Raw genomic sequence first — 23,415 nt, 5'->3', positions numbered from 1 at the left:
ATAGAATAATAGCAAATATTTCTATTTATAGGGAGACGATATGAAAATGATTAAATCGAAGATCGCCGCAACGCTCGCGTTGGCGGCCGTTTTCGCGCTCATGACCGGATGTCCTAATCCGTCGACAACGGATAATAACACGGACCCGGAGGCTACCCTGGCAGAACAGGTTGTCAATGAGCTCGGCTCGGCCCTGGCTGCCGCCCCTGCGGCTTCAATCAGAGCTGTCGGTTCAGACCAGATTGCCGCGATCAAGGCAGCGGCTACGGCTCGCATCGCCGCAGACGGCCTTGCCGCATCGCAGGAGCTCGATAAAATACTTCCGTCGATGATTGCGGGTGCAGCTGCGGGAACTCAAAATCTTGGTAATGCCGCGAAAGCCGACGTCTTCGAGATCAGCGCGAAGAGCGCCCTTGAGTCCATGGGGAAGCCGGAACGGAAAGCAAAGCTCAGCTCCGGAAAGACTCTGACGGATGCCGTCGGTTCTATATCCGAAGCATCTGTTACTGCGGTTGTCGCTTCCCTTCCTCCCGCTGAAGCGGTCGCATCCTTAAAAGCAGTCTCTAACGTTACTGTTACGGTTGTGTATGCCAATGCCGTTCTCTCTGCAGTCGCGGACTCTGCCGTATCTGTTTCGGTGACGAAATCCGTCGCGGTTTTGGAGTCGAATGCCAAGGTGAAATCCGTCGGAAGCAATACCGATGTCTCCATGAAAGACGCTGTTGCCGGCATTCTCGAGGGCTCAATGTCAGCCGTCGCCGTTAAGGGCTCTCTAGTCTCGGTCTCGACTTCCGTAAACACTGCTCTCGCAAATGCGGCAATGGATAAAATCTCCGCCGCGGATATGGTGTCCGTATCTGTATCGGCTTCCGTTAGCGCTTCCATCTCCCTCGAAGAAGCTTATCAACAGGCTGTTTTGAAAGCTTCTCTCGCCGCAGCTCTTTCCGGCGTTTCGACAGCAAACGCCGACGACTTGGCGAAAGCTGCCGTACAGGCCGTCGCAGGGTCTGACAATGTATCGTCCGCACTCGTCGTTATCGCTGCGAGCCAGATCACCGCGACCGTTAAAGTAAACGCGAACGTTGAAATAACTTCTACGGCTATGACCGCAGCAGTCGAAGAAACCGACAGCGACCTTGCCGCTGAGGCGGGCAGCGACATAGCCGATGCTGTCGACGCGGTTCTTACCGAAACCGCCCCCGTCGTCAGCGTCTCGGCAAGTCCTTCGAAACTGACAGCGGCTGGAACCGTAACGCTCTCTGCCGACATTACCGCAGCAACCGATACGGAGATTCTCTGGTCTCAGCTTTCAGGACCTTCTGTTGCGATATCGAATGCGACTACGGCCTCCGCTTCCGTGTCGATTACAGAAGCCGGTAATTATTTTTTCAGCGTAACCGTGAAGAATAAGACCGGATTTCTTTCTACTTCAAAGACTGTAAATGTAGGGTTCGAGCTTCCTGTCTCTTCCGACGCTGAAGCCCTCCTCAATGAAGGAATCGCCGCTCTCGTTGAGAAAGATTTCAACCTGGCGATGACCAAGTTCGAAGCCGCGTATCAGAAAGACGAGTCTAATTCTCAAACCACCTTCTGGTATGCCTTTATGAGCCTTGTCTCCATTTCCACTGATCCGGACACTGTTTCTCTGATGAAAGACCGCATCGGGATGGCAAGCTATCCCGGCAACATGAACGATCTCTTTTCGGATAAGTGGTTCAACGCAAAATATTACAACACTTATTGGGGATTCGCCCCAACGTCAGGAGAAGACCCATATTGGTTTATCCGCGGCGACTTTGTTGAAACTAATGATTATACCTCTGATTCATCTGTGAGCGGGTATGACTCCAATATGAATTATTTCTGGGGTTATGGAACGTTTACACCGAACGCACAGGGATCGTATTATGCTGAACATTTTACGTATGACGGTGTTGAATATTCTCCTTCAGACAATCTGTACCCCTATGACGCAGCTCTTTGCTATGTGAGATCAGATATTCTCGACACCGCGAACTTTGAGATGTTTCCTGCTCTGGAAACACCCGCATGGGCGTCAACTGTCTACGGTTCTTTAGGCGGCGTTTACGGCGAATCTAAGGATTATACTTCTACATCTGCTTATCCTATTCTCCTTATCCTGAATCTTATCAGCCGGAACGCAAGCGGTTTCAACGGCATGCTCGACTCTGTGCTCGCGGGAATGTACGGTGAGCGCTTCAACCGGGTGGTTTCTCTCATCGATTCTCTTCCCGATTCTGCGAACATAACGCTGCCTCCCGATTTGATCGCAGCATATACTCCCGATTTCAACGTCAATATCGATTTTCCGTTCTTTGGAACCGCCGAAGGATCATCATCTGATGCGATTGATGTGGACACCGACTATGAAACCGACTATGAAACGAGCTCAAGGGTACTAACCGGAGATTCAAGCGATGCGAGCGGCGAGATGCCTGCGTTCGCAATCCGCAAGGCGGAACTGAAGGCTCTTTCCGCGTCCATGCAGATGAGCAAGTCCCTGCTGCAACTTCTGTCCTCGTACAACCTCGATTACTCCATCGCGTTCATGCAAAATGAATTCTGGAATTCCGACGGCGAGGACAAAGTTCTAGCCGCCCTGTACAAGCAGGAGAATCCCATCGCCGCCGGCTTGCTGGGTAATAGAACCACCAGCGAATCATCGCGTTCGGCTTCGAAGAACACCTTCATCGATGCGATGGATGATTTCTCGGATGCTTTGACCCTTTTCGCCTCGGACGTAAAAGATCAAACGACTCTTTCCGGCATGCTACTCGCAATGACGGCTCCCGAATCCGTCGACATGGTCGTATCGTCTCTCGGCGAGGCGGATGTTCTTGTCGGTAAACTGCGTACTTCCGTCGCAAACGGAGGATCTCTTTACGTCAATCCCGCCGCGATCGAAGGGGGGGCTATAACCGCTCTTCTTTCAACTTCTTCTACTGAAGGAGCTTGGGAGTGCACTCCATCCGCGTTGTGGTCCACGGATATTCTGAACCCGGCCAAGTTGTTCGAAACAACAGGAACTGCAGATTCTCCCGAGGGATTGAAGTTCTACGGAATTACTTTTGACGATTCCAAGATAATAACGTTGACAGATATCAATGCCACTACCGAGTATTTTGGAGTCGCCCTGAAGATAAAACTTGACCGGGTTGAAGAACTTTTCAATGTTCCCGACTCGGCGTTCCCTGATGAAGGTTATTGGGAAGAGGATAACACAATCATGTTCCCGATAATCACTATGTGGGATGAGCCCGAACAACTTTCGGCTGATCAGTTGGCTTTGATCGACTGGATGAAATAATCAGCATCGGTTAATGTAATAAATAACTTGCAGGAAAGGCGGTCTTTTAAGACCGCCTTTTTTTACGCAACTCGTGTTAGGATACGGAATGTTCTTTTGTAGAGCGCGGACTTTTATTTGGTTACTTGGGGCTCTGTCGCTTTGTCTCGAAATATACGGCGCCGAGCCGATGCAGAGCCGGTTTTCTTTGGTCTCTGTATCCCGCGCGGATGTGCTTTTCGAGAACGCGTCCGATCCGTTTTTTTGTGAAATACCCGGCGGAGCCTCTCTTTTTTCAGCTGCGGGCGACGTATCGTTTTCATCCTGGAAGCTCAACTGGGGCGCCGCAAGCTTTCTTTCGTCTTCCGGGGAACAGCTGGTCAGCGTGGACGAGTTTCTTATCAGCCGGATATTCGGAAGCGTTGAAATTTCAGCGGGTAGAACTGGATATCCTGCACGGGTCGCTGATCCGGCGCGTTGGCTTTCAGGTTCCTTCGAGCCTGATGAACTTTTCTCTCCAGTATTGATTAGATCCGATCGCTTCGAGCTGTTTCGCGTCTCCAATCGAACGTCTGTGTGCGATTTTGAAGCGGTCTTTCTCCCGTTTTCGCCGCGATTCGCTTCGCCTGTTTACAACGATCCTTTATTCAACCGGCATGGAATAGATACTAAAGTATCTCTGATAGATTCGACGTACGAGCTGGACTCGATCGTATTTCTAGGCGGTTCGGAACAGTATCAATTCGAACCGGCGTTTTTCGCCTCGGCGATTGTGCCCGTCGATCCGTTTTCCATTGCTTTTTTCGGATTCGCAGGACCCGACCGTACCCCCGCGCGTCTTTTCAAATATTACCGCACCGACTATCTTTCCAATACGTTTTATTTGGATGAGCGCCAGCAAAGCAATTCCGTCGTCGGAGCCGGCTTGTCGTTCGATTTTCGTCAACCTGACTGGTCCTGGAGTGCTTCGGCCGCGTGGACGGGAGGAAGGCTTGCAAGTTCTGGAAGAATCGTAGACACGGACGGCGATTGGACGGAAACAGAAGCAGGGCAGACCTTCAATTTTGAAATAGAAGCCTCTAATTTTCCGTACGGACGGAATTCGACTGAAATTTCGTTAGTTCTTTCATATCTCTGTCTTCTCGGATACTCCGAGCATGCGAATCTGCCGTCATTCACCCGGGTTATGCGGGGTCGCGTTCGTCACCCTTTTCCTTCGATTTCATCAATCATTGATGTATCTTGGACGCAATCTCTGTTGGACGGAGGCTTTATCGTCTGCGGATCCCATGAGCTCTCTCTATTTCCGGGCGGTGTTCTCATGACTTCGCTCAGCGCGCCGGGCGGGCCGCTGCCGACCGAGTTCGGACAGTATCGAAGAAGCGCCGGAGCGTTCGTATCTTTCAGTTTTCGTCTTGAAACTCTTGCGCAATGAGCCGTTCTTTTTCCGTTGCTCCGGGGCGCTCGTCCGTGATATAGTGGGTTCCATGAAATATCGTGATACGCGGGATCCGTCCCGACAGGTTTCTTTCGGTGAAGCGGTTCTTCGGGGAATGGACCCTGAAACCGGCGGATTATATATCCCTCTCTCCCTTCCTGAGCTTCCCCGGTCTTTTCTGCTGCGTAATCCCGTTCCCTCGTTTCGGGATATAGCCTATGAAGTTTCCCGTCCGTTCATGGAAGGCGAAATCCCCGACGAGGAGCTCATGGCGATCATAGCCGACGCTTATCCGTTTACGGCTCCTGTGACGCCGATCGACCCGACAACCTATGTGCTGGAACTTTTCCACGGACCGACCTGCGCGTTCAAGGATTTCGGAGCTCGATTCATGGCTCGGATGATGTCCTGGTTCAACCGCAACGAAAACGAACCCCTGCATATTCTGGTCGCCACCTCCGGAGACACCGGGAGCGCCGTAGGCAGCGCCTTTCACGGAGTGGAGGGCATCGATGTAACAATCCTGTATCCCGAAGGAAAAATCTCTCCCCTCCAGGAAAAACAGCTGTGCACTTTCGACGGAAATGTCCGCGCTCTGAAAGTATCGGGCACCTTCGACGACTGCCAGAAACTCGTAAAAACCGCTTTTACCGACGAGGCGCTGCGCGCAAAACTCAGGCTCTCTTCGGCGAATTCCATCAATATTTCGCGTCTTTTGCCGCAATCCTTCTATTATATATACGGTTCTTTGCTGGTTCGCGACCGCTGCCGCTACGACTGCAAAATCGACGATCCTTCTCTGATCGTAACCGTTCCCTCGGGCAACTTCGGCAACCTCACTTCAGGCTTGATGGCTCGTAAAATGGGAGCCCCCATTCGCGGCTTCATCGCCGCTACTAACTCGAACAGAACGATTCCCGATTGGCTCCAGACCGGCGAGTATAAGGCGCGCCCTTCGGTTTCAACCCTCTCGAACGCGATGGACGTAGGCGCTCCGAGCAACTTCGAGCGAATGTCCGCTATGTATTCGCTGGAAGAAGCGCGCAGCGTCATCGCCGGTTATTGGACCGACGACGCCGGCACTATGGAAGCGATCCGCTCCTGCAACAAGCGCACCGGCTACATCATCGATCCTCACGGAGCCGTCGCCTGGAAAGCCTGGGACGATGTTCGAAACGGCGCGATGCGCGATCTCCTTTCCGGCCGCAGCAACGCGCCCGGAAAACCCGGTCTCGTCGGCTGCCCCGAGACCGCTCCTGAATGGGCGAAGGATTGTTCGGATAAAACCTGCGTTGGGCTCATTCTCGAAACGGCTCATCCGGCGAAATTCGGCGAAACCGTCAAGGAAGCGATCGGCCGCGACCCGTCTTTGCCGGAACGCCTTGAAAAGGTTTTAACGCTTCCCGATAGATCTTCTCCCATGTCGACGGATTATCAGGAGTTCAAGGCATGGCTGCTTGCTAACCTGTAGAACCGGCAGGGTATGTAAATCCTGCCGGCGGGAAACGTAACTGCTTCCCCTCCCTGTAAACGTAACGCGTCTTGCAAGATAGACGCTAAAAAAAAGCCCGCCGGCTTTCCTTTCGGATGCCGGCGGGTTTTCTCATTGAAATGTAGCGGGCGAATTATCTGCCCATTACGATTTCGTTGAAGATGTTTTCGTAGAGTTCCTGCTTTCCGGAAGTCAGGCCGATCTTTCCGTAGCTGGTTGCCAGGGCCGCAAGTTCTTCGAGCTTCATCTTGCCGTCGGCGAATTTCTTGCCGTTGCCGGAATCGAAGGATGCGTAGCGGTCTTTCACCATCTTGACAAGGCGTCCGTCGTCGAGGATGGCCTGTGCTTTCTCAAGACCGTAGGCGAATACATCCATGCCGCCGATGTGGGCGATGAACAGGTCTGCCGGGTCGGTGGAGTTTCTGCGGATTTTCGCGTCGAAGTTCAGTCCGCCGGTTTTGAAGCCGCCCATGCGGAGAACCGCGAGCATGGCGAGAGTCGTTTCGAACACGCTGTTCGGGAACTGGTCGGTGTCCCATCCGTTTCGGGGGTCGCCGCGGTTTGCGTCGATCGAGCCGAGCATTCCGTTGTCTACCGCTACGGTCAGTTCATGGTAGAAATCGTGTCCGGCGAGTTCGGCGTGGTTCGCTTCGATGTTGAGAGCAAAGTCTTTTTCAAGACCGTTCGCCTTCAGGAAGCCGATTACGGTTTCCGCGTCGAAGTCGTACTGGTGCTTGGAGGGCTCCATCGGCTTTGGCTCGATGTAGAATGTTCCCTTGAATCCTTTCGAACGGGCATAGTCGCGGGCCATGATGAGCATACGGGCGAGATTGTCCTTTTCGCGCTGCATGTTCGTGTTGAGAAGGCTCATGTATCCTTCGCGTCCGCCCCAGAAGGTGTATCCCTGTCCGCCGAGTTTGATGGTCGCGTCGATCGCTGCCTTGATCTGCGCTCCGGCGTGCGCTACAACCTCGAAATCGGGGTTGGTCGCGGCTCCGTTCATGAAGCGGGGACTGGAGAAGGCGTTTGCGGTTCCCCACAAAAGCTTTACGCCGGTTTCATCCTGTCGCTTCTTGAGTCCGTCGGTGATTTTCTCAAGATTCTTCAAACTTTCGTCCGGGGTCTTTCCTTCGGGGGAAATATCGCGGTCGTGCCAACAGTAGTAGGGGGTTCCGATCTTCGTGATGAACTCGAAGGCTGCGTCCGCTTTCGCTTCGGCGTTCGCCATTGGATCCGGAGTTCCGTTCCAGGGGAAATCGTGGGTTGACGAGCCGAAGGGATCCGCACCGTCGCCGCAGAAGCAGTGCCAATACGCGGTGGCATAGCGAAGGATGTCCTTCATTTTCTTGCCGCCGACCACCTTCTCCGGATCGTAGTACTTGAACGCCAGGGGATTCTTTGATGTAGGTCCCTCGTAAGCGATCTTACCGATTCCGGGGAAATATTCTTTGTTGCCTTTGAAATACGACATACTGCACCTCCATTAATGCTTGTGTCTGTTATCGATACAGCGGAGCCAACGCTCCCAAATACCTGTTGTATTCGCGGTATGCCTTATCGTAGGCCGCCGCCGCGGCAGGGTCCGGCTGCACGCAGCCGTCTTCCCTGATCGCGATATGCTCGTCGGTGAGAGTTCCGATATCCGCCGGAGTTCCCGCTTCGTTCTTCATGCACCACAGCGCCTGAACCGCCGCGCCCATCGCCGCGGCTTCGTCGCTTGCGGGACGCTTAACCGGAAGGTTCATCACGTTCGCGGCGATTTCTCTCCATAAAGGACTCTTCGAACCGCCGCCGATTATTCTGATTTCCCGTGCGCGGAATCCTAATGCCTGGAAGGCTTCGAGCCCGATCCTCATGCCGAAGATCGCGGATTCCATGGCCGCTCGGGCAATGTTTTCGCGGGACGAGTTCGCCGATGAAAGACCGCAGATGCTCGCCCTTCCGTTCGGGAGGTTCGGAGTCCTCTCTCCATTGAAGAAGGGGAGGAATACGACTCCTTCCGATCCGATCGGAGCCTTTGCGGCGCAGGCGTCGAATTCTTTTACATCCAGACCGAAGAGGGCTCTGGTTTCTTCCGTCGCAACGGTGCAGTTCATGGTGCACAACAGCGGGAGATATCCCCCCGTCGAGGAGTTGAATCCGGAAAGTCCTTTTTCAGGATCGGAGAGCGGGCTGTCGGAATAGCCGTACAGCGTTCCCGACGTTCCCAGGCTCATGGTGAGGAATCCGTCTTTTACGGTTCCCGTGCCGATCGCTCCCATCATGTTGTCTCCGCCGCCCGATGAAACAGGAATGTCTCCCGGAATGCCGTACAGCTCGGCCGCATTCCGGGAAACCTTCCCGGCAGCCTTGCCGGATTCGGTGAGGTCAGGAAGGAGACTGACCAGTTTTGGATCCACAAGGCTGCAGATACGTGAAGACCACTGTTTACGGATTCCGTTGAACAGCGCGGTTCCGGATGCGTCGCCGCATTCCATGGTATATGTGTCAGTGAGGAGAAAGTTCAAATAGTCGTGAGGTAGCATGATGTATTTAAGCCGGGCGAAAGCCTCGGGTTTGTGCCGCTTGAGCCAGAGAATTTTCGGAGCGGTGAAACCGGGAAGCATCAGATTGCATACCTCGGATACCACAGCATCGTTTCCGCCTGCGGCTTCCGTTAAAATCCTGCATTCTTCCACGGTAGAGGTATCGTTCCATAGTTTTACGTTGTACAGGGGCTTCGCGTCAGCATCCAGGGGAACAAAGCCGTGCTGATGGCCGGAGACTCCGATCGCCGCGATAGAGGCGCGCTGTTCGGTTGAGAAAGAGCTGAAGCATTTTTTCAGGGCTTCGTCGTACCACTCGACCTTCTGTTCGCGCGTTCCGTCGTTTTCCGCGATGAGATCGATTGCTTCCTGGGCCGAAGCCACAATCTTCTTCGATTCGTAATCGTAGAGAATCACCTTCATGCTCTGCGTTCCCATATCGATTCCGGCCACTGTCTTCATCTTTCGCTCCTCCAGATATCCTGAGTATAGGGCCCTCCCGTTCAGATGGGTATGGGCGAATCTGATTTTATATATCCGAAATTGATATTTCAGCGTTTTCAGCGTATATTCTGTCTATGGAAATAACCGATTCGGTCTTTGTATACCGCCTCGCCGGGGGCGATCGCCTGTCCTGGCACGGTAGATACCACGCACACGGATCGAAGGAATTCGAAATACATTTCTTCCTCGAAGGCGAAGGATCCTTTCGCTGCAATAGCACGCGCTATCCGATTTCAGGAGGCAGGCTTTTTCTGACCGGCCCGCGCGAATTTCATTCCATAGTACCCGAAGCGGTTTCGCGTCCTCTTTCCTGGTATGCGTTTTTATTCGCCTTCGGCGAAGACGCCTCGGCGGAGAACGTCCGGCTTCGAGAACGACTGGATTCCGTCCTTTTCTCCCGGCACACTGTTTTGACCGTAAATCCTAATTTCCGCTTTCAATTTGAAGATTTGCTTCAATTATCCCGCTCCCCCGATCCTGCTCTCCGGGATTCTGCCCGGCACCTCTTGTCGAGTTTTCTATGGCGATGGTTCGGACGGATCGATCCGGCAGACGTCGAATCTTCCGGATCTCCCCTTCCGTCCGTTAATGTTCTTCAGTCCAAGCGTATTACGGAATTCTCTTCAGACGACGCTGTTTCATCGAGCGGTTCCCGCTTGCAGGGCTCCCCGATCCTTAAACCGGTTTCATCAAAGGATTCCGCGGCGGCAGGGGAGTCTGCCGGGCCGGGACCTGCTCTTCATGGATCTCATGTCGAAAAAGTGCATGTCGAAAAAGCTCTGGCGATTATGCAGAAGCAGGTGCGCGAACAGTTAAAGATAGAAGACCTGGCATGGAAGCTCGGCTTGTCGACTGAGCATTTTATTCGCATATTCCGCCGCGAGGTGCGCATGACTCCAGGCCAGTACTTCACCCGGCTCAAGATCGAAGGAGCTTCCGGCATGCTCATTTCTTCCGATCGTTCGATCGGCGATATATCCGCCTGGTTCGGCTATGCAAACCAATTCTCATTTTCTCGCATATTCCATCGCTGTACCGGAATGTCCCCGCTCGAATACCGGCGAACCTATCTTCAGGTCGTCGATTTTTCCTAACCTGTTTCTGCCGCGTGATATTGTGAGCATCGTTTTTTCAAATAAATACATCTGTTTTTTGTAAAAAATTAGTTTCCTGATCCAACAAATAAGAAACCCATGTTATACTTTCCTCTAACGAGGAGGTTTTCAATGGGGATGTTTTTACCTGCTGATCGGCACGGCCGGTTTCGGAACGCAGGCGTCGTGATATGCGCTGCCGCAGTAGTGTACGCGGTATTCGTTCTTTCAGGCTGCGGATACAAGGATACCAGGCTGGCGGTAGATAAAAAAGGACGCACCGTAGTGGAACGGTACGGCCAGCTTCAGGTGATCGGAACGAATCTGTGCAATTCCGAAGGACAGCCGGTTCAGCTGCGGGGGATGAGTTCCCACGGTTTGCAATGGCATGGAAAGTATGCGACTCCTGCAGTTCTCGGCTGGCTTCGCGACGACTGGAATTCTCAGGTTTGGCGGGCCGCGATGTATTTGACCGAAGGCGGTTATATCACTAATCCCGCTTTGCGTCAGAGGGTGATCGATTCAATCGAGGCCGCGCGAGAAACAGGCGTCTATGTGATCGTCGACTGGCATGTACATCGCGACAGGGATCCGAGGGCCTATCAGGACCGGGCTCTGGAATTTTTCGCCGGCATAGCTAAAGAATACGGACATCTTCCCAACATTATCTACGAAATCTGCAATGAACCGAACGGCAGCGACGTCACCTGGTCCGGAGCGATAAAGCCCTATGCAGAGGCTGTAATCGCGGAAATACGCAAGTACGACCCCGACAACATCATTATTGTGGGTACTCCGACCTGGAGCCGCGACGTAGATATAGCCGCGGAAGATCCGATAACCAGTTTTAACAATATATTGTATACCCTGCATTTTTACGCGGGAAGCCATGGAGACGAGTTGCGCGCAAAAGTTGAAAAGGCCTTGTCTCTTGGACTTCCCATTTTCGTAACCGAGTGGGGAACCACGCAGGATACGGGCGGCGGCGGAGTTTTCCCTGAAGAGACGCTTGAATGGATGTCCTTTTTAAAAAAGAACAATATCTCCTGGGTGAATTGGTCGGTGAACAATAAAGGCGAGGATTCAGGAGTTCTCCAGTTCAATGTCGACCGCGAGGCAAAAGGCGGGTGGAAGCTCGAAGAATTGTCTCCGAGCGGTGTTTTTATCCGCTCTGTTTTGAGAAATGAAAAAAAGATTCCCTGAGAGAAGATGTGTGTTAACCGGTTTACCCGGAAAAATACTGTAAAAAACCATTTGACAGCCCGTTTTGAAGGGGTGTAGTATGGGTCAATGAAAGGCAACCGGTTGCCGGTTTTTGGCAATCGGTTGTCAAACAGAAAAGAGGAGAGAAAGATGAAGAAAATCCTTATTGTGTGCGCTGCTGCGGTTCTTTTACTGAGCGGATGCGCCAAGAAAGCCGAAGCGGCGAAAGACGCCGGAACAGGCTCACTCGTGGTTTGGTCATTCACTGATGAGTTGAAGACCATGATCGACAAATATTACACCGTGGACAAACCCGGCGTAAAAATCGACTACTCGCTGACCCCCACGGATCAGTTCCCCAACAAGCTCGACCCGGTTCTCGCTTCCGGACAGGGTGCTCCCGACGTTTTCGCTCTTGAAGACGCATTCGTACGCAAGTATATCGAATCCGGACTCCTCCTGGACCTGACCGATCTCGCGAACGAAGTCAAGGGAAAGCAGCTTGCCTATCCGATCGAAGTCGGAACCTATAACGGCAAGGTTTATGGTCTTTCCTGGCAGGCAACTCCCGGCGCTATGTTCTATCGCCGCAGCCTCGCGAAAAAATACCTTGGAACCGATGATCCCGCTGAAGTTCAGAAGTACATGGCTAACCTCGACAAGTTCGTTGAGACTGCCGCTGTCCTGAAAGAAAAATCCGGTGGAAAATGCGTCGTTGTATCCTCCACCGGCGATATGTTCATGCCTTTCAAGGGCGCCCGCAAAGACCCCTGGGTCGTGAACGGAAAGCTCGTGATCGATCCTGCTATGATCTCCTACATGGACATGGCCAAAACCCTCAAGCAGAAAGGCTATGAAGGCCGCGCCGGTCAGTGGTCGGAAGGCTGGTTTGCCGGTATGAAGGGAACACTCAAGGACGAAAAGGGCGCAGACGTAGAAGTATTCTCCTACCTCCTCCCGACCTGGGGTCTCCACTATGTTCTCAAGACCAATGCTCCCGACACCGCTGGCGACTGGGCAATGATTCCCGGACCCGCTCCTTATCGCTGGGGTGGTACCTGGGTTGCCGCTTACAAGGGAACAAAGAACGTACAGGCTGCTAAAGACTTCATCAAGTACGTAACCTCCGACGACGGCTTCCTCGAGCGCTGGGCGAAGGATACCGGAGACGTCGTTTCCAACAACAACGTCACCGCCAAGATCAAAGACAGCTATGCCGAACCCTTCCTCGGCGGACAGAATCACTATGCATCTTTCGTCGAAATGGCGAAGGCTGTTGACGGAAAGCTGACCCAGGGAACCGACCAGGCTGTTGAAGGACTCTTCAACGAAGCGGTTACTGCCTATATCGAAGGCGAAAAGTCCCGCGATCAGGCTATCGAAGACTTCAAGAGCCAGGTTAGCGCCCAGCTCGGCCTCTAATTTCTGACAGAATCGTTCGACAAGGATTTGTTTAATTCCTTTCAGGGATTAAACAAATCCGAGATTCTTCCGACGATTTTTTCACGTACACACTGAGGTGCGGATAGGGTTTTCCAGATCCGCGCCTTTTTTGTTCCTAATTCTTTTCATGGGGGGAAACCAATGAAGTCCAAAGCCGTAGGTACCGAACGGCGGGTCAACCGATGGGGATACGCCTTCGTATTGCCGTTCGTGGTGGTCTACTTTGCGTTCAGCTTTTATCCGACTGTTTACACGTTCCTGCTCGCGTTTACCGATTTGCGGGGGCTCCGATCAGACTTTACGTTTGTTGGTCTCGAAAATTTTGCGAAATTAATTCAGGATCCCTATTTCTGGGGAGCCGTGCAAAATACATTCATCATGTGGGGCTTGAACTTCGCGCCCCAGCTTGGAATCGCTTTAATCCTGTCGATCTGGCTTTCAGATCTTCGTCTTAATCTAAAGGCTAAAGGATTGTTCAGAGCGGTTATCTACATGCCGAACTTGCTTACAGCCGCTTCCGTGGCTCTTCTGTTCCGCAGCTTATTCGGATATCCTCTCGGACCGGTCAATCAGTTTTTGAACGGTTTGGGACTGTATCGCGAAGTAGTACGCGACGGGCAGGTCGTTCAGGAAGCGTTCAACTTTTTCAGAACTGTCTCGGCCTCGCGCGGTATCGTCGCCTTCATCCAGTGGTGGATGTGGTACGGACATACCGTCATCATGCTGATGGCGGGAATTACCAGCATCTCCGCCTCTCTCTATGAATCAGCGGTAGTCGACGGCGCGAACAGCCGCCAGACAACCTGGTACATAACTCTTCCGATGCTTCGCCCGATGATGCTCTATATCCTGGTCACTTCGATGATCGGCGGTATGCAAATGCTCGATATTCCCTTCCTGCTTACCGATATGCGCGGCGCTCCCGATTTCAAGATCAGGACCACAAGCGTGTATTTGTACAACATGGCGTTCCAGGGTCGAAACGATTATGCCTACGCGGCGGCGATTTCGATCGGAGTATTCCTCATCACCATCGTGCTCGCGCTCATCATATTCTTCTTCCTGCAAGACCGCAGCGAATTGAAGAATCCTCGCAAATTACACGTTAAAACGAAATAAGGAGGTCTGTCATGAAATCCTATACAGCCGGCCTAATGCTTAAACGGACCTTAGTCTACGGTATAATGATCACGCTCTTTATTCTTGCGATCGTTCCGATATGGCTTCTTCTGATAAACGCGACCCGTTCTACCGAACAGATCAATGCGGGAATCAGCATGCTTCCCGGCAGCTTTAAACAAGTTGCCTATAACTGGAACGCGCTCACCAGCCGAGGCTTCAGCATCACCCAGGGATTCTACAACAGCCTGTACTTGGCCTTTTGGATGACTCTCTGCGGCGTGTATTTCTCTGCAATGACCGCCTACGGTCTGCATGTATACCGCTTTGTGGGCCGCCGCTTCCTCTGGGGCTTGATCCTGTTGATCATGATGCTTCCAGGTTCACTTTCCTTCATCGGTTTTTATCAGTTCATGGCTCGCATCAAGCTTACCGACAACTACCTTGCTCTGATAATTCCCACAATCGCTTCCGCGGGAACCGTGCTCTTTCTTCGGCAGTATCTTCAGTCCATCCTTTCGATGGAACTGATCGACGCTGCCCGAATCGACGGAGCGGGAGAGTTTAGAACCTTCCATACCATCGTAATTCCGATTGTAACTCCGGCTCTGGCCGCCCAATCGATCTTTTCCTTCGTCGGTTCATGGAATAACTTCTTCACTCCCTTCGTTCTCATTTCGACGGAGTCAAAGGCTACTCTTCCCATGTTGGTTCAGAAGCTCAGAGGAGATATTTACCGAACCGAGTACGGCGGAATTTATCTGGGTATCGCGGTTTCGATCGTTCCTATTCTGATCTTCTATTCCTTTATGTCCAGATTTATTATTTCCGGAATCACCCTCGGCGGTGTCAAGGAATAACCCTTTTTAGGAGTTCATTTCATGCTGCGTGTTACTAACCCGGTTTTACCGGGGTTTCACGCTGATCCCTCTATCTTGAGGGTCGGCGACACATACTACATCGCGAATTCGACTTTCGAGTGGTATCCCGGTGTGGAGATTCATACATCCAAGGACATGGTTACTTGGGAGAAGGTTCCTTCTCCCCTTTCAGAGAAGCGATTGCTCGACATGGAAGGAGCTCTCGCTTCCTGCGGCATCTGGGCTCCTTGTCTTTCCTGGTCCGACGGTGTTTTCTATCTCATTTATACCAATGTTCGCTCTTGGAACGCTGGACCCTGGAAGGATACTCCGAATTATCTTACAACCGCGCCTTCCATCGAAGGTCCGTGGTCCGATCCTGTCTACCTTGATTCATCTGGCTTCGATCCGTCCCTATTTCATGATAGAGACGGACAGAAGTGGCTGGTAAACATGGAGTGGGACTGGAGAAAAACCGGCCAACATCAGTTTTCCGGCATTCTTCTTCAAGAGTACAGCCCGAAGGATCAAAAACTTGTCGGTCCAGTTCGCAAGATTTATCCGGGCACCGAGATCGGCATGGTCGAAGGCCCTCATCTGTATTACCGTAACGGTTGGTACTACATCTTCGCGGCAGAGGGGGAACCTCTTACGAGCACGCTATGAGCGTCGGCCGATCGAAGGATTTGTTCGGACCCTACGAGTTCCATCCCCATAATCCCCTGATTACGAGCTACGGCCATCCCGAAATCAGAATTCAGAAATCCGGCCATGCAAGCTGGTGCGACACCCCGGACGGTCGGAGCTATCTTGCCTTCCTGTGCGGAAGGCCGCTTCCCGGCTCCCTGGACTGCGTGCTCGGCCGCGAAACTTCTATTGTAGAACTCGAATGGATCGAGGACTGGCCCTACCTCAAGCCCGAGCCCGGCGCCGAGCTCTTTCCCGACGGCGCAGTTCGTAATTGGCCCTCGGACAGCTTTGAACCTCCGGTTATCGCTCCTGAATACAAAAAAGCCGGCGCCTTCCCTCAGGCAACCAGAAGCGTCGAGTATGCGTTCAACGGGAAAACCATCCCTCTGGATTTCAAGAATCTCAGAGGTGAGCGCGATCCCGAAGCGTATTCGCTTGCGAGAAGACCCGGATGGCTTAGTCTTCGCGGAGGACAGTCCCCTGTATCGCATTGGGGCCAGACCCTGCTTGCACGACGGCAGACTGATTTTTCCTTCAAGGCGGAAACAAAGCTCGAGTTCAATCCTGAAAATTTTCAGCAACTCGCAGGGCTCTGCTGGAGGTACGATGAAACCAATCAGTATCTCCTCGCGGTAACGCGGGATGAAAAACTCGGCAAGGTCGTGAAAGTATTGACGATGATTAACAATCAGTTCACGCAATACGATCCTGTCGCCGTACCGGAGAATGTTCCTCTGTGGCTCGGAGTAACCGTCCATGTAAGCGATGGACGATTCCGTTATTCGCTCGATGGAAAAACGTGGAAGGTTCTCAGGCCGGTGCTGTCTGCAAACGTCCTCTCCGACGAGTTCGGAGGCATGGGCTTCACGGGCGCATTTACCGGAATGTTCTGCGTTGATACGGTAAATCATTCAGTTTTCGCCGAATTTGAACGTTTCTCTTATTCTGTTTTATAAAGTCTGGTATTGGCATGGTAACCATATATGACATAGCGCAGCGAACCGGTTTCTCGCCTCCCTCCGTTTCCAAGGCATTAAATGGAACGGGGGGGTTGAGCCCGGAAAGCAGGGCTATGATACTGAGAGTGGCGGAGGAAATGGGGTACACCCCGAATATGACCGCGCGGACTCTCAGCACCAACAGGTCTAACCTTGTCGGCGTTATATATGAAGATTATTACATGTTGATGGGCTTTAAGCATCCGCTGTTCAGCGACATCCTGAATAACTTCAGGACTGTCGTTGAATCTGCCGGCTACGATTTGTTGTTTCTTTCCCGCACTCTCGGCGAACGCAAGATGACGTATACCGACCATTGCAGATTTCGCAATGTAGACGGCGTTCTTATTCTTAATCCTGTTCCCGGCGATCCTGAGATTACCCGATTGGTGTCTTCCGGAATATCCTGCGTATCGGCAAACGAACCGATCGCGGGAATTAGTTCGGTGATCACTGAAAACGTACAGGGCGCCCGGGACGCGGTTCAGTACCTGATCGATCTCGGTCATCGAAGAATTGCGTATATATCGGGTCCGTATCTTCAAACAGCGCCGGCCGCTCTCGAACGCCTGCAGGGCTACAAAGACTCGCTTCTGGATAACGGACTTCCGTTCGATGAAGATCTCGTAGAGGAAAGCCATTTCTGGCATACGCAGTCGGGATACGAGGCAACGCGCCGGCTTTTGGAGCGGACGACAAACTTCACCGGCGTATTCGCTTCGAATGATACCCTGGCCAGCGGAGTCAAACTCGCGCTGGAAGACAGCGGCATCTATATACCTCACGATGTTTCGCTTATCGGGTTCGACGGCGACGATCTGGGTTCGTTTATGACGCCGGGCTTGACGACGATGGAACAGGACAGCCGCACCATCGGAAACACCGCGGCAGAGATCCTTCTGCACCGGCTTTCCGGCGACTGCGAACTGGAATCGATCCGGGTTCCGGCTACTTTGCTTAAACGGGATTCCTGCAGACAAATTTAAAGAACGATTTATTGGCCTGAGTAGTGCTGCACCTCGTCGCGGATGTGTTCAAGTTCGACCCCCGCCTGCGAGAACATGCTTACTGTGTCGGCCGAATCGTGATATTTCCGCTCAGCCACTACTCTTGAAATTCCGCAATTGATGATGAGCATCGCGCAGGTCCGGCAGGGCGTCATGCTGCAGTACAGCGTCGCTCCCTCGATCGATATTCCCCGCCTTGCCGCCTGGCAGATCGCGTTCTGCTCGGCATGAACGGTGCGGGTACAATGTTGGGTGACCGTTCCGTCTTCATGCTGCATTTTCTTGAACTGATGCCCGACCTCGTCGCAGTGGGGGAGTCCCGTCGGCGAACCGACGTATCCTGTTACGAGTATCTGATTGTCCCGGGCGATGACGCAGCCGGATCTCCCGCGGTCGCAGGTGGCTCTCTTGGCTATTGCATGGCAGACTTCCATGAAGTATTCATCCCAGCTCGGTCTAATGTACGGTGTTTTCGCGTCGCTCATGAAGGCGATTGTATCATGAGTTTTTCTTCGCGCAAAGACTTGGCTGTTTGACTTTTCCCTCTTATTTGAGGATATTAATTCTATGGCAGATCAAACCATAGTACCTATCGAACAATTGCTCCCGAACAAACTGTTTCTTATTCCCTTGATGGGAAGGCCAATATTTCCCGGCATATTTACGCCTGTAATGGTTAACAACCAGGATGACGTAAAGATGGTCGAAGAAGCATACGCAGGCGACGGTTTCTTGGGCATTTGCATGCTGGAGACCGAGAACGACCCTCACGGCGTTTCGGACCTGTACAAGGTCGGAACGGTAGCCCGAATAATAAAAAAAATCAATTTGCCTGACGGCGGGTTGAATGTCTTCATTTCCACCCTGAAGCGCTTCAAGGTTCGGAAGATCGTCAGCGAGCGCTCTCCGTTGCTGGCCATTGTCGATTATCTCGACGATACCGAAGACGACACCTTCGAGGTGAAGGCTCTTACGCGAGCGTTGATCGGAGAGATGAAGGAAATCTCGGAGAACAATCCGCTTTTCTCCGAAGAAATGCGGCTCAACATGATCAACATCGATCATCCGGGGAAGATAGCAGATTTTATAGCCAGCATCCTTAATATTGAAAAACAGGACCAGCAGCGAATCCTCGAGATGCAGAACGTTCGCCAGCGCATGGAGCAGGTTCTTGTCTTCATAAAAAAAGAGCAGGAGCTCCTGCGCGTACAAAAGAAAATTCAAAGCGAGATAAACAACCGTATAGAAAAAACCCAGCGGGATTACTTCCTTCGGGAAGAATTGAAGGCTATCAAAGAAGAACTGGGCATGACCACCGATGCCAAGAGTTCGGATTATCAGAAGTTCAAAGAGAAGATAGAAGCCTTCGACTTTCAGGGCGAGATAAAGGAAGCCGTCGACGCGGAGATGGAAAAATTCGCGCTGATGGATTCAAACTCCGGCGAGTACATCGTAACGCGAAATTATCTTGAAACCATCGTAAATCTGCCCTGGAAGGATCCAGACCCGGAATCCTGGGATTTAAAGGAAGCCCGGGGCATTCTCGACGGGGATCATTACGGTTTGGAAGACGTAAAAAAACGCATCATCGAGTATCTGGCGGTTCGGAAGCTGAGGCGCGACACCAAGGGTTCTATTATTCTTTTAGTGGGCCCGCCCGGCGTCGGCAAAACGAGCGTGGGGAAATCGATAGCCCGTGCGATGAACAAGCCCTTCTTCCGGTTCTCTGTCGGCGGCATGCGCGACGAAGCGGAGATCAAGGGGCATCGCAGGACGTACATCGGCGCGATGCCTGGAAAAATCATCCAGGGATTGAAGATCGTTAAAACGAAGTCCCCGGTCTTCATGATAGACGAAGTGGACAAGATGGGCTCCAGCTATCAGGGAGATCCCTCGAGCGCGCTTCTGGAGGTGCTCGACCCCGAACAGAATGTATCGTTCCGGGATCATTACCTTGATCTTCCCTACGATCTTTCGAACATCCTGTTCATCCTCACGGCGAATACCCTGGATTCGATTCCAGGTCCTCTGATGGACAGGGCGGAAGTTATTCAGCTTTCAGGCTATATCGATACGGAAAAGCTGGAAATCGCCAAGAAATATCTTGTTCCGAGAAGCCTTGAAAAGAACGGGCTTAAGAAGAACCAGGTGAAGTATTCCAACGATTCGCTTCTTTTCATCGCGAACGGTTATGCCCGCGAAGCAGGGGTGCGGAACTTTGAGAAGAATCTCGACAAGATTCACCGGAAGTTCGCAACCGAGATCGTGTTCGGCGAGAAGACAGAGAAGGACAAGTTCGCGCCTGATCAAGAGCTCATCGAGAAATTTCTGGGCAAGCCCATCTTCCGCGAGGACGGAGGAAAGAAGGCCGACATCCCGGGAACCGCGATGGGTCTTGCGTGGACGAGCATGGGAGGAGATACTCTCATCATCGAAGCGATAGCGAACGCCGGCAAGGAAGGATTCAGTTTGACCGGACAGATGGGAGACGTGATGAAAGAATCAGCGTCCATCGCCTGGTCCTGGATGAAGCGCTACGCGATTGCCGAAGAAATCGTAACTCCCGAATGGTACGAAAAACATCTCGTTCATCTGCATATACCCGAAGGCGCCACTCCGAAGGACGGCCCTTCCGCGGGAATCACCATGGCGATCGCGTTGCTGTCTCTTCTGAAAGACAAGCCGTTGCGCTCTTCACTCGCGATGACCGGCGAATTGTCGCTTACCGGACAGGTGTTGCCGATCGGCGGATTGAAGGAAAAGACTATCGCCGCCAGGAGAAACGGGATTAAGGACATCATCATTCCCCATCAGAATATCAGGGACCTCGACGATATACCCGAACATATCAGAAAGGGAATTTCCTTCCATCCCGTGCAACGAATGGAAGAGGTTATCGACATCGCGTTTTCACGGGGAAAGATTCAGCCCAAGTTGAAGGACGAATGAATGGCAAGGTAAGAAGACAGCGCTTCGGTGAAAACCGTGCTCGAATGCCCGTGCGTTAATACCCGGGAGCGGCGAATCCGAACCAGTCGGATGCCGGCGAAACCCGCGACAGAATTTCTGTCGCGGGTTTTTTTCATACTGCTTTGAGAACCGCCGAGACGAGGCTTTTTGCGCGGGAGTCATGCCCGGCCTGTATGTCGAATTCGCCCGGTTCGAGGATAGTGCGCCCGTGCTGATCCACCAGCGTGAGGGCGGTCCAGTCCAACTGAATTGAAACTTCTGCGCTTTCGCCCGCCCGTACATGGGCTCGGGCGAACCCCTTGAGTTCGCGGACAGGGCGGACCAAGCTTGCGATCCTGTCGGTAACATAGAGCTGAACGGTTTCCGTTCCGTCGCGGGAACCGGTATTCGTCAGCCTTACGGTTGCGGTTATGCTTTCGCCTTCCCTGATTGTTTCGCTCGAGAGCGAAACCGAATCGTAGCGGAAGGATGTATAGGAAAGACCTTCTCCGAAAGCGTAAAGCGGGGTTTCGTCGCAGTCGAAGTATTTACCCTCGTGCCAGCCGGGCAGTTGATTGTAGTAGACGGGTATCTGGCCTGTCGTCCGGGGGAAGGATATGGGCAGCCGGCCCTTCGGTTCCGTAATGCCGAACAGGATTTCCGCGGCGGCCTTCCCTCCGAGGGTTCCGGAGTTGAATGTTTCCAGTATCGCGTCGGACGAGTCGGCAACTCGCGCGAACTCCAGCGGCTTTCCGTTTACCCAGAGAGACACAAGCGGAATGCCTTTTTTTCGGCATACGGCCGCAAGTGCTTCCGCGAGCGCGTCCTGGGCTCCGGAAAGAGCGAGATTCGCCCGATCGTGGGCTTCTCCCGTCTGGATGAGCGTATCGCCTACTGCGAGGAATACGATGTCCGCTTTCTTCGCAATGGCACAGGCTTTTTTGATCGAGTTCTTCTCCGGATCGAAGATGTCGCATCCCTTATCGAATAGCACCTCCGCTCCTTCTTGTTTTGCAAGATCCCTGATGCCGTCGAGCATCGTGGTGACGCGGAACGTCGGGACGGCATCCAGATGCGGAACCGGATGGGTGAAGAAGGTCCAGTCGCCGAACTGAGCTCGCACTGAATCAGCGTTCGGTCCGACGACAGCGATTTTACGCACTACTCTGCCGGTCCTGCCGGTTGCGAGCGGTCCCCGCACCGGAAGGGACTCGATTCCTTTTATTGTATTATTTTTCAGAAGAACCATCGATTCGCGGGCGGATGCGAGGCTTTCTTCGAGGTGGGCCGGGCATCCGAATACGGTTTCCGAATTTCCTGCATCCGGATCCAGGGCAATGGGAAGGGTTTTCACCTTTGCGGCGACGTCGAAGAGGCCCGCCTGGAATTTGACGCGGAGAATCCGCCTGACCGAGTCGTCGATGAGGGCCGGGTCCAGTTTGCCGGCAGCGAGATTATTCAGAGTCGCCTGGAAGAATTCCGGGCTCGTCATGATCATGTCGTTCCCGGCTTCCACTGCGATCCGCGAAGCTTCTTCCGCGTTTTCCGCGAGACGGTGGCGGCTCACGAGGCTGGTGAGGTTCATCCAATCGGTGACGACGAAGCCCTTGAGGCCGAGCTCGTCTTTCAGTATATCGCGGAGGAGGGCTGTATGCGCCGAACAGGGAAGTCCGTCGATCGGCTCGTATCCGGCCATGACGGTGAGGGCTCCGGCCTTGAGAGCTTCCGCGAAGGGAGGGAGGAAGGTGCTCCTCACCGACCGCATCGAAACCGGGGCGTCGTAGGAATCTCGGCCGCCGGTGCTTTCTCCGTAGGCGATATAGTGCTTGGCGCAGGCGATGATGCGTTCCGGATCGCTGACGTCCGATCCCTGATAGCCGCGCACGGCGGCGGCTCCCATTTTACCGGCCAGATAGGGGTCTTCCCCGAATGTTTCGTCGATTCTGCCCCAGCGCGGATCACGGCCGAGACAGAATACCGGAGAGAAGGTCCAGTGAAGGCCTTCGGCCGCGACTTCTTTCGCTGTAACGGTTCCCATTCGCTCGGCAAGTTCGGGATTCCAGCTCGCGGCGAGGGCGAGCTGGGTGGGGAACACCGTCGCACCGTTATGGATTCCGTGTCCGTGGATCGCGTCGATTCCGAAAATAACCGGGATGCCGAGCCGGGTTTCAGTCGCCAGTTTCTGGAGTCGTCTGGCATTGTCGCCCAGTACGTGCAAAAACGATCCCGCTCCGAGTCGCGCCCAGCGATCCGCCTCCTCCGGGGAGATGATGCTGTAGCTCAGCTGAACCATCTGCGCGGTTTTTTCTTCTACGGTCATTTCTGAAAGAAGCAGGGTTACCCGCTCTTCCAGGGGAATATCGGCATTGAGCCAGGGTCTTTGTTGGAACGACATGGTGAGCTCCTTTAATAGTTTCTTCAAGAAACAAAATATGACACTTTTTGAAAAGTAACAAGGGGTTGCCGGGCATCTATCGATGATGATGTGGGCAGGGAGCGGGCGCATGTTTGAAGGGCTTCCGGTAGGGGTATTCCGTACCCGGGGGGAAGCGGAAAAACGCGAAGCAGTTTTTCTATACCTACCGGTAGGTATAGAAAAACGGTTTCGCGGTTTGCAGCGGGGGGACCGAGCGTCCTGCGACGCCCGGAAAGCGGACTACAGCAGAATTTCCTGTTAACGGCCGGCCCCCGCCCGATGGCTTGAGAAAACAGCGCTAAACCGCTACTATACCGGAGTACCGCTATCCGCCCGAACGAGATTCCTCGTGCGCGGGCTTTCAGGAGTG

General features: G+C 53.1%; 16 protein-coding genes and 1 pseudogene. 12 read left to right on the top strand and 5 right to left on the bottom strand.

All coding sequences use genetic code 11. The annotated features are described in order from the left end of the window. Window positions 1-40 precede the first annotated feature (40 nt). From K7J14_RS03045 to thrC, 3 genes are all read left to right on the top strand, one after another. A complete protein-coding gene (locus K7J14_RS03045; protein ID WP_230752962.1) occupies window positions 41-3,328 on the top strand; it encodes a PKD domain-containing protein in 3,288 nt (1,095 codons plus the stop codon). Window positions 3,329-3,497: 169 nt separating this feature from the next. After that, complete coding sequence (locus tag K7J14_RS03040) at window positions 3,498-4,742, top strand: hypothetical protein (protein ID WP_230752959.1); 1,245 nt, start codon at window positions 3,498-3,500, stop codon at window positions 4,740-4,742. A gap of 52 nt (window positions 4,743-4,794) precedes the next feature. Then, window positions 4,795-6,216, top strand: coding sequence for a threonine synthase (gene thrC, locus K7J14_RS03035; RefSeq protein ID WP_230752957.1), 1,422 nt, complete (start codon window positions 4,795-4,797; stop codon window positions 6,214-6,216). 154 nt (window positions 6,217-6,370) lie between these two features. Here thrC and xylA read toward each other — a convergent pair whose 3' ends face one another. After that, window positions 6,371-7,708 carry a xylose isomerase gene (gene xylA / locus K7J14_RS03030; RefSeq protein ID WP_230752954.1) on the bottom strand — a complete coding sequence of 446 codons (1,338 nt, stop codon included), beginning with the start codon at window positions 7,706-7,708 and terminating at the stop codon, window positions 6,371-6,373. 28 nt (window positions 7,709-7,736) lie between these two features. Further along, window positions 7,737-9,224, bottom strand: coding sequence for a xylulokinase (xylB, locus tag K7J14_RS03025; RefSeq protein ID WP_230752952.1), 1,488 nt, complete (start codon window positions 9,222-9,224; stop codon window positions 7,737-7,739). Between the two features lie 116 nt (window positions 9,225-9,340). Here xylB and K7J14_RS03020 point away from each other — a divergent pair, with 116 nt between their 5' ends. The 8 genes and pseudogenes from K7J14_RS03020 to K7J14_RS02985 all read left to right on the top strand — a co-directional run bounded on the left by K7J14_RS03020 (window position 9,341) and on the right by K7J14_RS02985 (window position 17,659). After that, window positions 9,341-10,360, top strand: coding sequence for a helix-turn-helix domain-containing protein (locus tag K7J14_RS03020; protein ID WP_230752950.1), 1,020 nt, complete (start codon window positions 9,341-9,343; stop codon window positions 10,358-10,360). Window positions 10,361-10,492: 132 nt separating this feature from the next. After that, window positions 10,493-11,563: a glycoside hydrolase family 5 protein gene (locus K7J14_RS03015; protein ID WP_230752947.1), complete on the top strand. Its 1,071-nt coding sequence runs from the start codon at window positions 10,493-10,495 to the stop codon at window positions 11,561-11,563. A 150-nt stretch (window positions 11,564-11,713) separates the two neighbouring features. Beyond that, the gene (locus tag K7J14_RS03010) at window positions 11,714-12,985 is read left to right on the top strand and encodes an ABC transporter substrate-binding protein (protein WP_230752945.1); all 1,272 of its coding nucleotides are present in this window, start codon (window positions 11,714-11,716) and stop codon (window positions 12,983-12,985) included. 162 nt (window positions 12,986-13,147) lie between these two features. After that, entirely contained in the window at window positions 13,148-14,125 is a 978-nt protein-coding gene (locus K7J14_RS03005) for a carbohydrate ABC transporter permease (protein ID WP_230752943.1), read from the top strand. Window positions 14,126-14,136: 11 nt separating this feature from the next. Then, the gene (locus K7J14_RS03000; protein WP_230752940.1) at window positions 14,137-14,985 is read left to right on the top strand and encodes a carbohydrate ABC transporter permease; all 849 of its coding nucleotides are present in this window, start codon (window positions 14,137-14,139) and stop codon (window positions 14,983-14,985) included. A gap of 21 nt (window positions 14,986-15,006) precedes the next feature. Next, window positions 15,007-15,833 (top strand): annotated as a pseudogene (locus K7J14_RS02995) (glycoside hydrolase family 43 protein); the annotation flags it as partial. 6 nt (window positions 15,834-15,839) lie between these two features. Then, window positions 15,840-16,631: a beta-xylosidase family glycoside hydrolase gene (locus K7J14_RS02990; protein WP_408033973.1), complete on the top strand. Its 792-nt coding sequence runs from the start codon at window positions 15,840-15,842 to the stop codon at window positions 16,629-16,631. 14 nt (window positions 16,632-16,645) lie between these two features. Then, window positions 16,646-17,659, top strand: coding sequence for a LacI family DNA-binding transcriptional regulator (locus K7J14_RS02985; RefSeq protein ID WP_230752931.1), 1,014 nt, complete (start codon window positions 16,646-16,648; stop codon window positions 17,657-17,659). Window positions 17,660-17,667: 8 nt separating this feature from the next. Here K7J14_RS02985 and K7J14_RS02980 read toward each other — a convergent pair whose 3' ends face one another. After that, a complete protein-coding gene (locus K7J14_RS02980; protein WP_230752929.1) occupies window positions 17,668-18,165 on the bottom strand; it encodes a deoxycytidylate deaminase in 498 nt (165 codons plus the stop codon). 82 nt (window positions 18,166-18,247) lie between these two features. Between K7J14_RS02980 and lon the strand changes: the two genes are divergently transcribed. Further along, on the top strand, window positions 18,248-20,629 hold the full coding sequence (gene lon / locus K7J14_RS02975) for an endopeptidase La (protein ID WP_230752928.1): 2,382 nt from the start codon (window positions 18,248-18,250) through the stop codon (window positions 20,627-20,629). Here lon and K7J14_RS02970 read toward each other — a convergent pair. Both K7J14_RS02970 and K7J14_RS02965 read right to left on the bottom strand, forming a co-directional pair. Beyond that, entirely contained in the window at window positions 20,605-20,766 is a 162-nt protein-coding gene (locus tag K7J14_RS02970) for a hypothetical protein (protein ID WP_230752926.1), read from the bottom strand. The genes lon and K7J14_RS02970 overlap by 25 nt on opposite strands. Then, window positions 20,763-23,051, bottom strand: coding sequence for a glycoside hydrolase family 3 N-terminal domain-containing protein (locus K7J14_RS02965; RefSeq protein ID WP_230752924.1), 2,289 nt, complete (start codon window positions 23,049-23,051; stop codon window positions 20,763-20,765). The genes K7J14_RS02970 and K7J14_RS02965 overlap by 4 nt, the downstream gene beginning before the upstream one ends. Between the last annotated feature and the right edge of the window lie 364 nt (window positions 23,052-23,415).

This window comes from Teretinema zuelzerae (genome assembly GCF_021021555.1).
GTDB lineage: Bacteria > Spirochaetota > Spirochaetia > Treponematales > Treponemataceae > Teretinema > Teretinema zuelzerae.
Note: the sequence above shows the minus strand (reverse complement) of the source record. Positions and strands in the feature narration are given on the sequence as shown.

Coding starts and splice junctions, on each gene's coding strand:
- K7J14_RS03045 (WP_230752962.1), top strand. CDS start 41: ATGAAAATGATTAAATCGAAGATCGCCGCAACGCTCGCGTTGGCGGCC.
- K7J14_RS03040 (WP_230752959.1), top strand. CDS start 3,498: ATGCAGAGCCGGTTTTCTTTGGTCTCTGTATCCCGCGCGGATGTGCTT.
- thrC (WP_230752957.1), top strand. CDS start 4,795: ATGAAATATCGTGATACGCGGGATCCGTCCCGACAGGTTTCTTTCGGT.
- xylA (WP_230752954.1), bottom strand. CDS start 7,708: ATGTCGTATTTCAAAGGCAACAAAGAATATTTCCCCGGAATCGGTAAG.
- xylB (WP_230752952.1), bottom strand. CDS start 9,224: ATGAAGACAGTGGCCGGAATCGATATGGGAACGCAGAGCATGAAGGTG.
- K7J14_RS03020 (WP_230752950.1), top strand. CDS start 9,341: ATGGAAATAACCGATTCGGTCTTTGTATACCGCCTCGCCGGGGGCGAT.
- K7J14_RS03015 (WP_230752947.1), top strand. CDS start 10,493: ATGGGGATGTTTTTACCTGCTGATCGGCACGGCCGGTTTCGGAACGCA.
- K7J14_RS03010 (WP_230752945.1), top strand. CDS start 11,714: ATGAAGAAAATCCTTATTGTGTGCGCTGCTGCGGTTCTTTTACTGAGC.
- K7J14_RS03005 (WP_230752943.1), top strand. CDS start 13,148: ATGAAGTCCAAAGCCGTAGGTACCGAACGGCGGGTCAACCGATGGGGA.
- K7J14_RS03000 (WP_230752940.1), top strand. CDS start 14,137: ATGAAATCCTATACAGCCGGCCTAATGCTTAAACGGACCTTAGTCTAC.
- K7J14_RS02985 (WP_230752931.1), top strand. CDS start 16,646: ATGGTAACCATATATGACATAGCGCAGCGAACCGGTTTCTCGCCTCCC.
- K7J14_RS02980 (WP_230752929.1), bottom strand. CDS start 18,165: ATGAGCGACGCGAAAACACCGTACATTAGACCGAGCTGGGATGAATAC.
- lon (WP_230752928.1), top strand. CDS start 18,248: ATGGCAGATCAAACCATAGTACCTATCGAACAATTGCTCCCGAACAAA.
- K7J14_RS02970 (WP_230752926.1), bottom strand. CDS start 20,766: ATGAAAAAAACCCGCGACAGAAATTCTGTCGCGGGTTTCGCCGGCATC.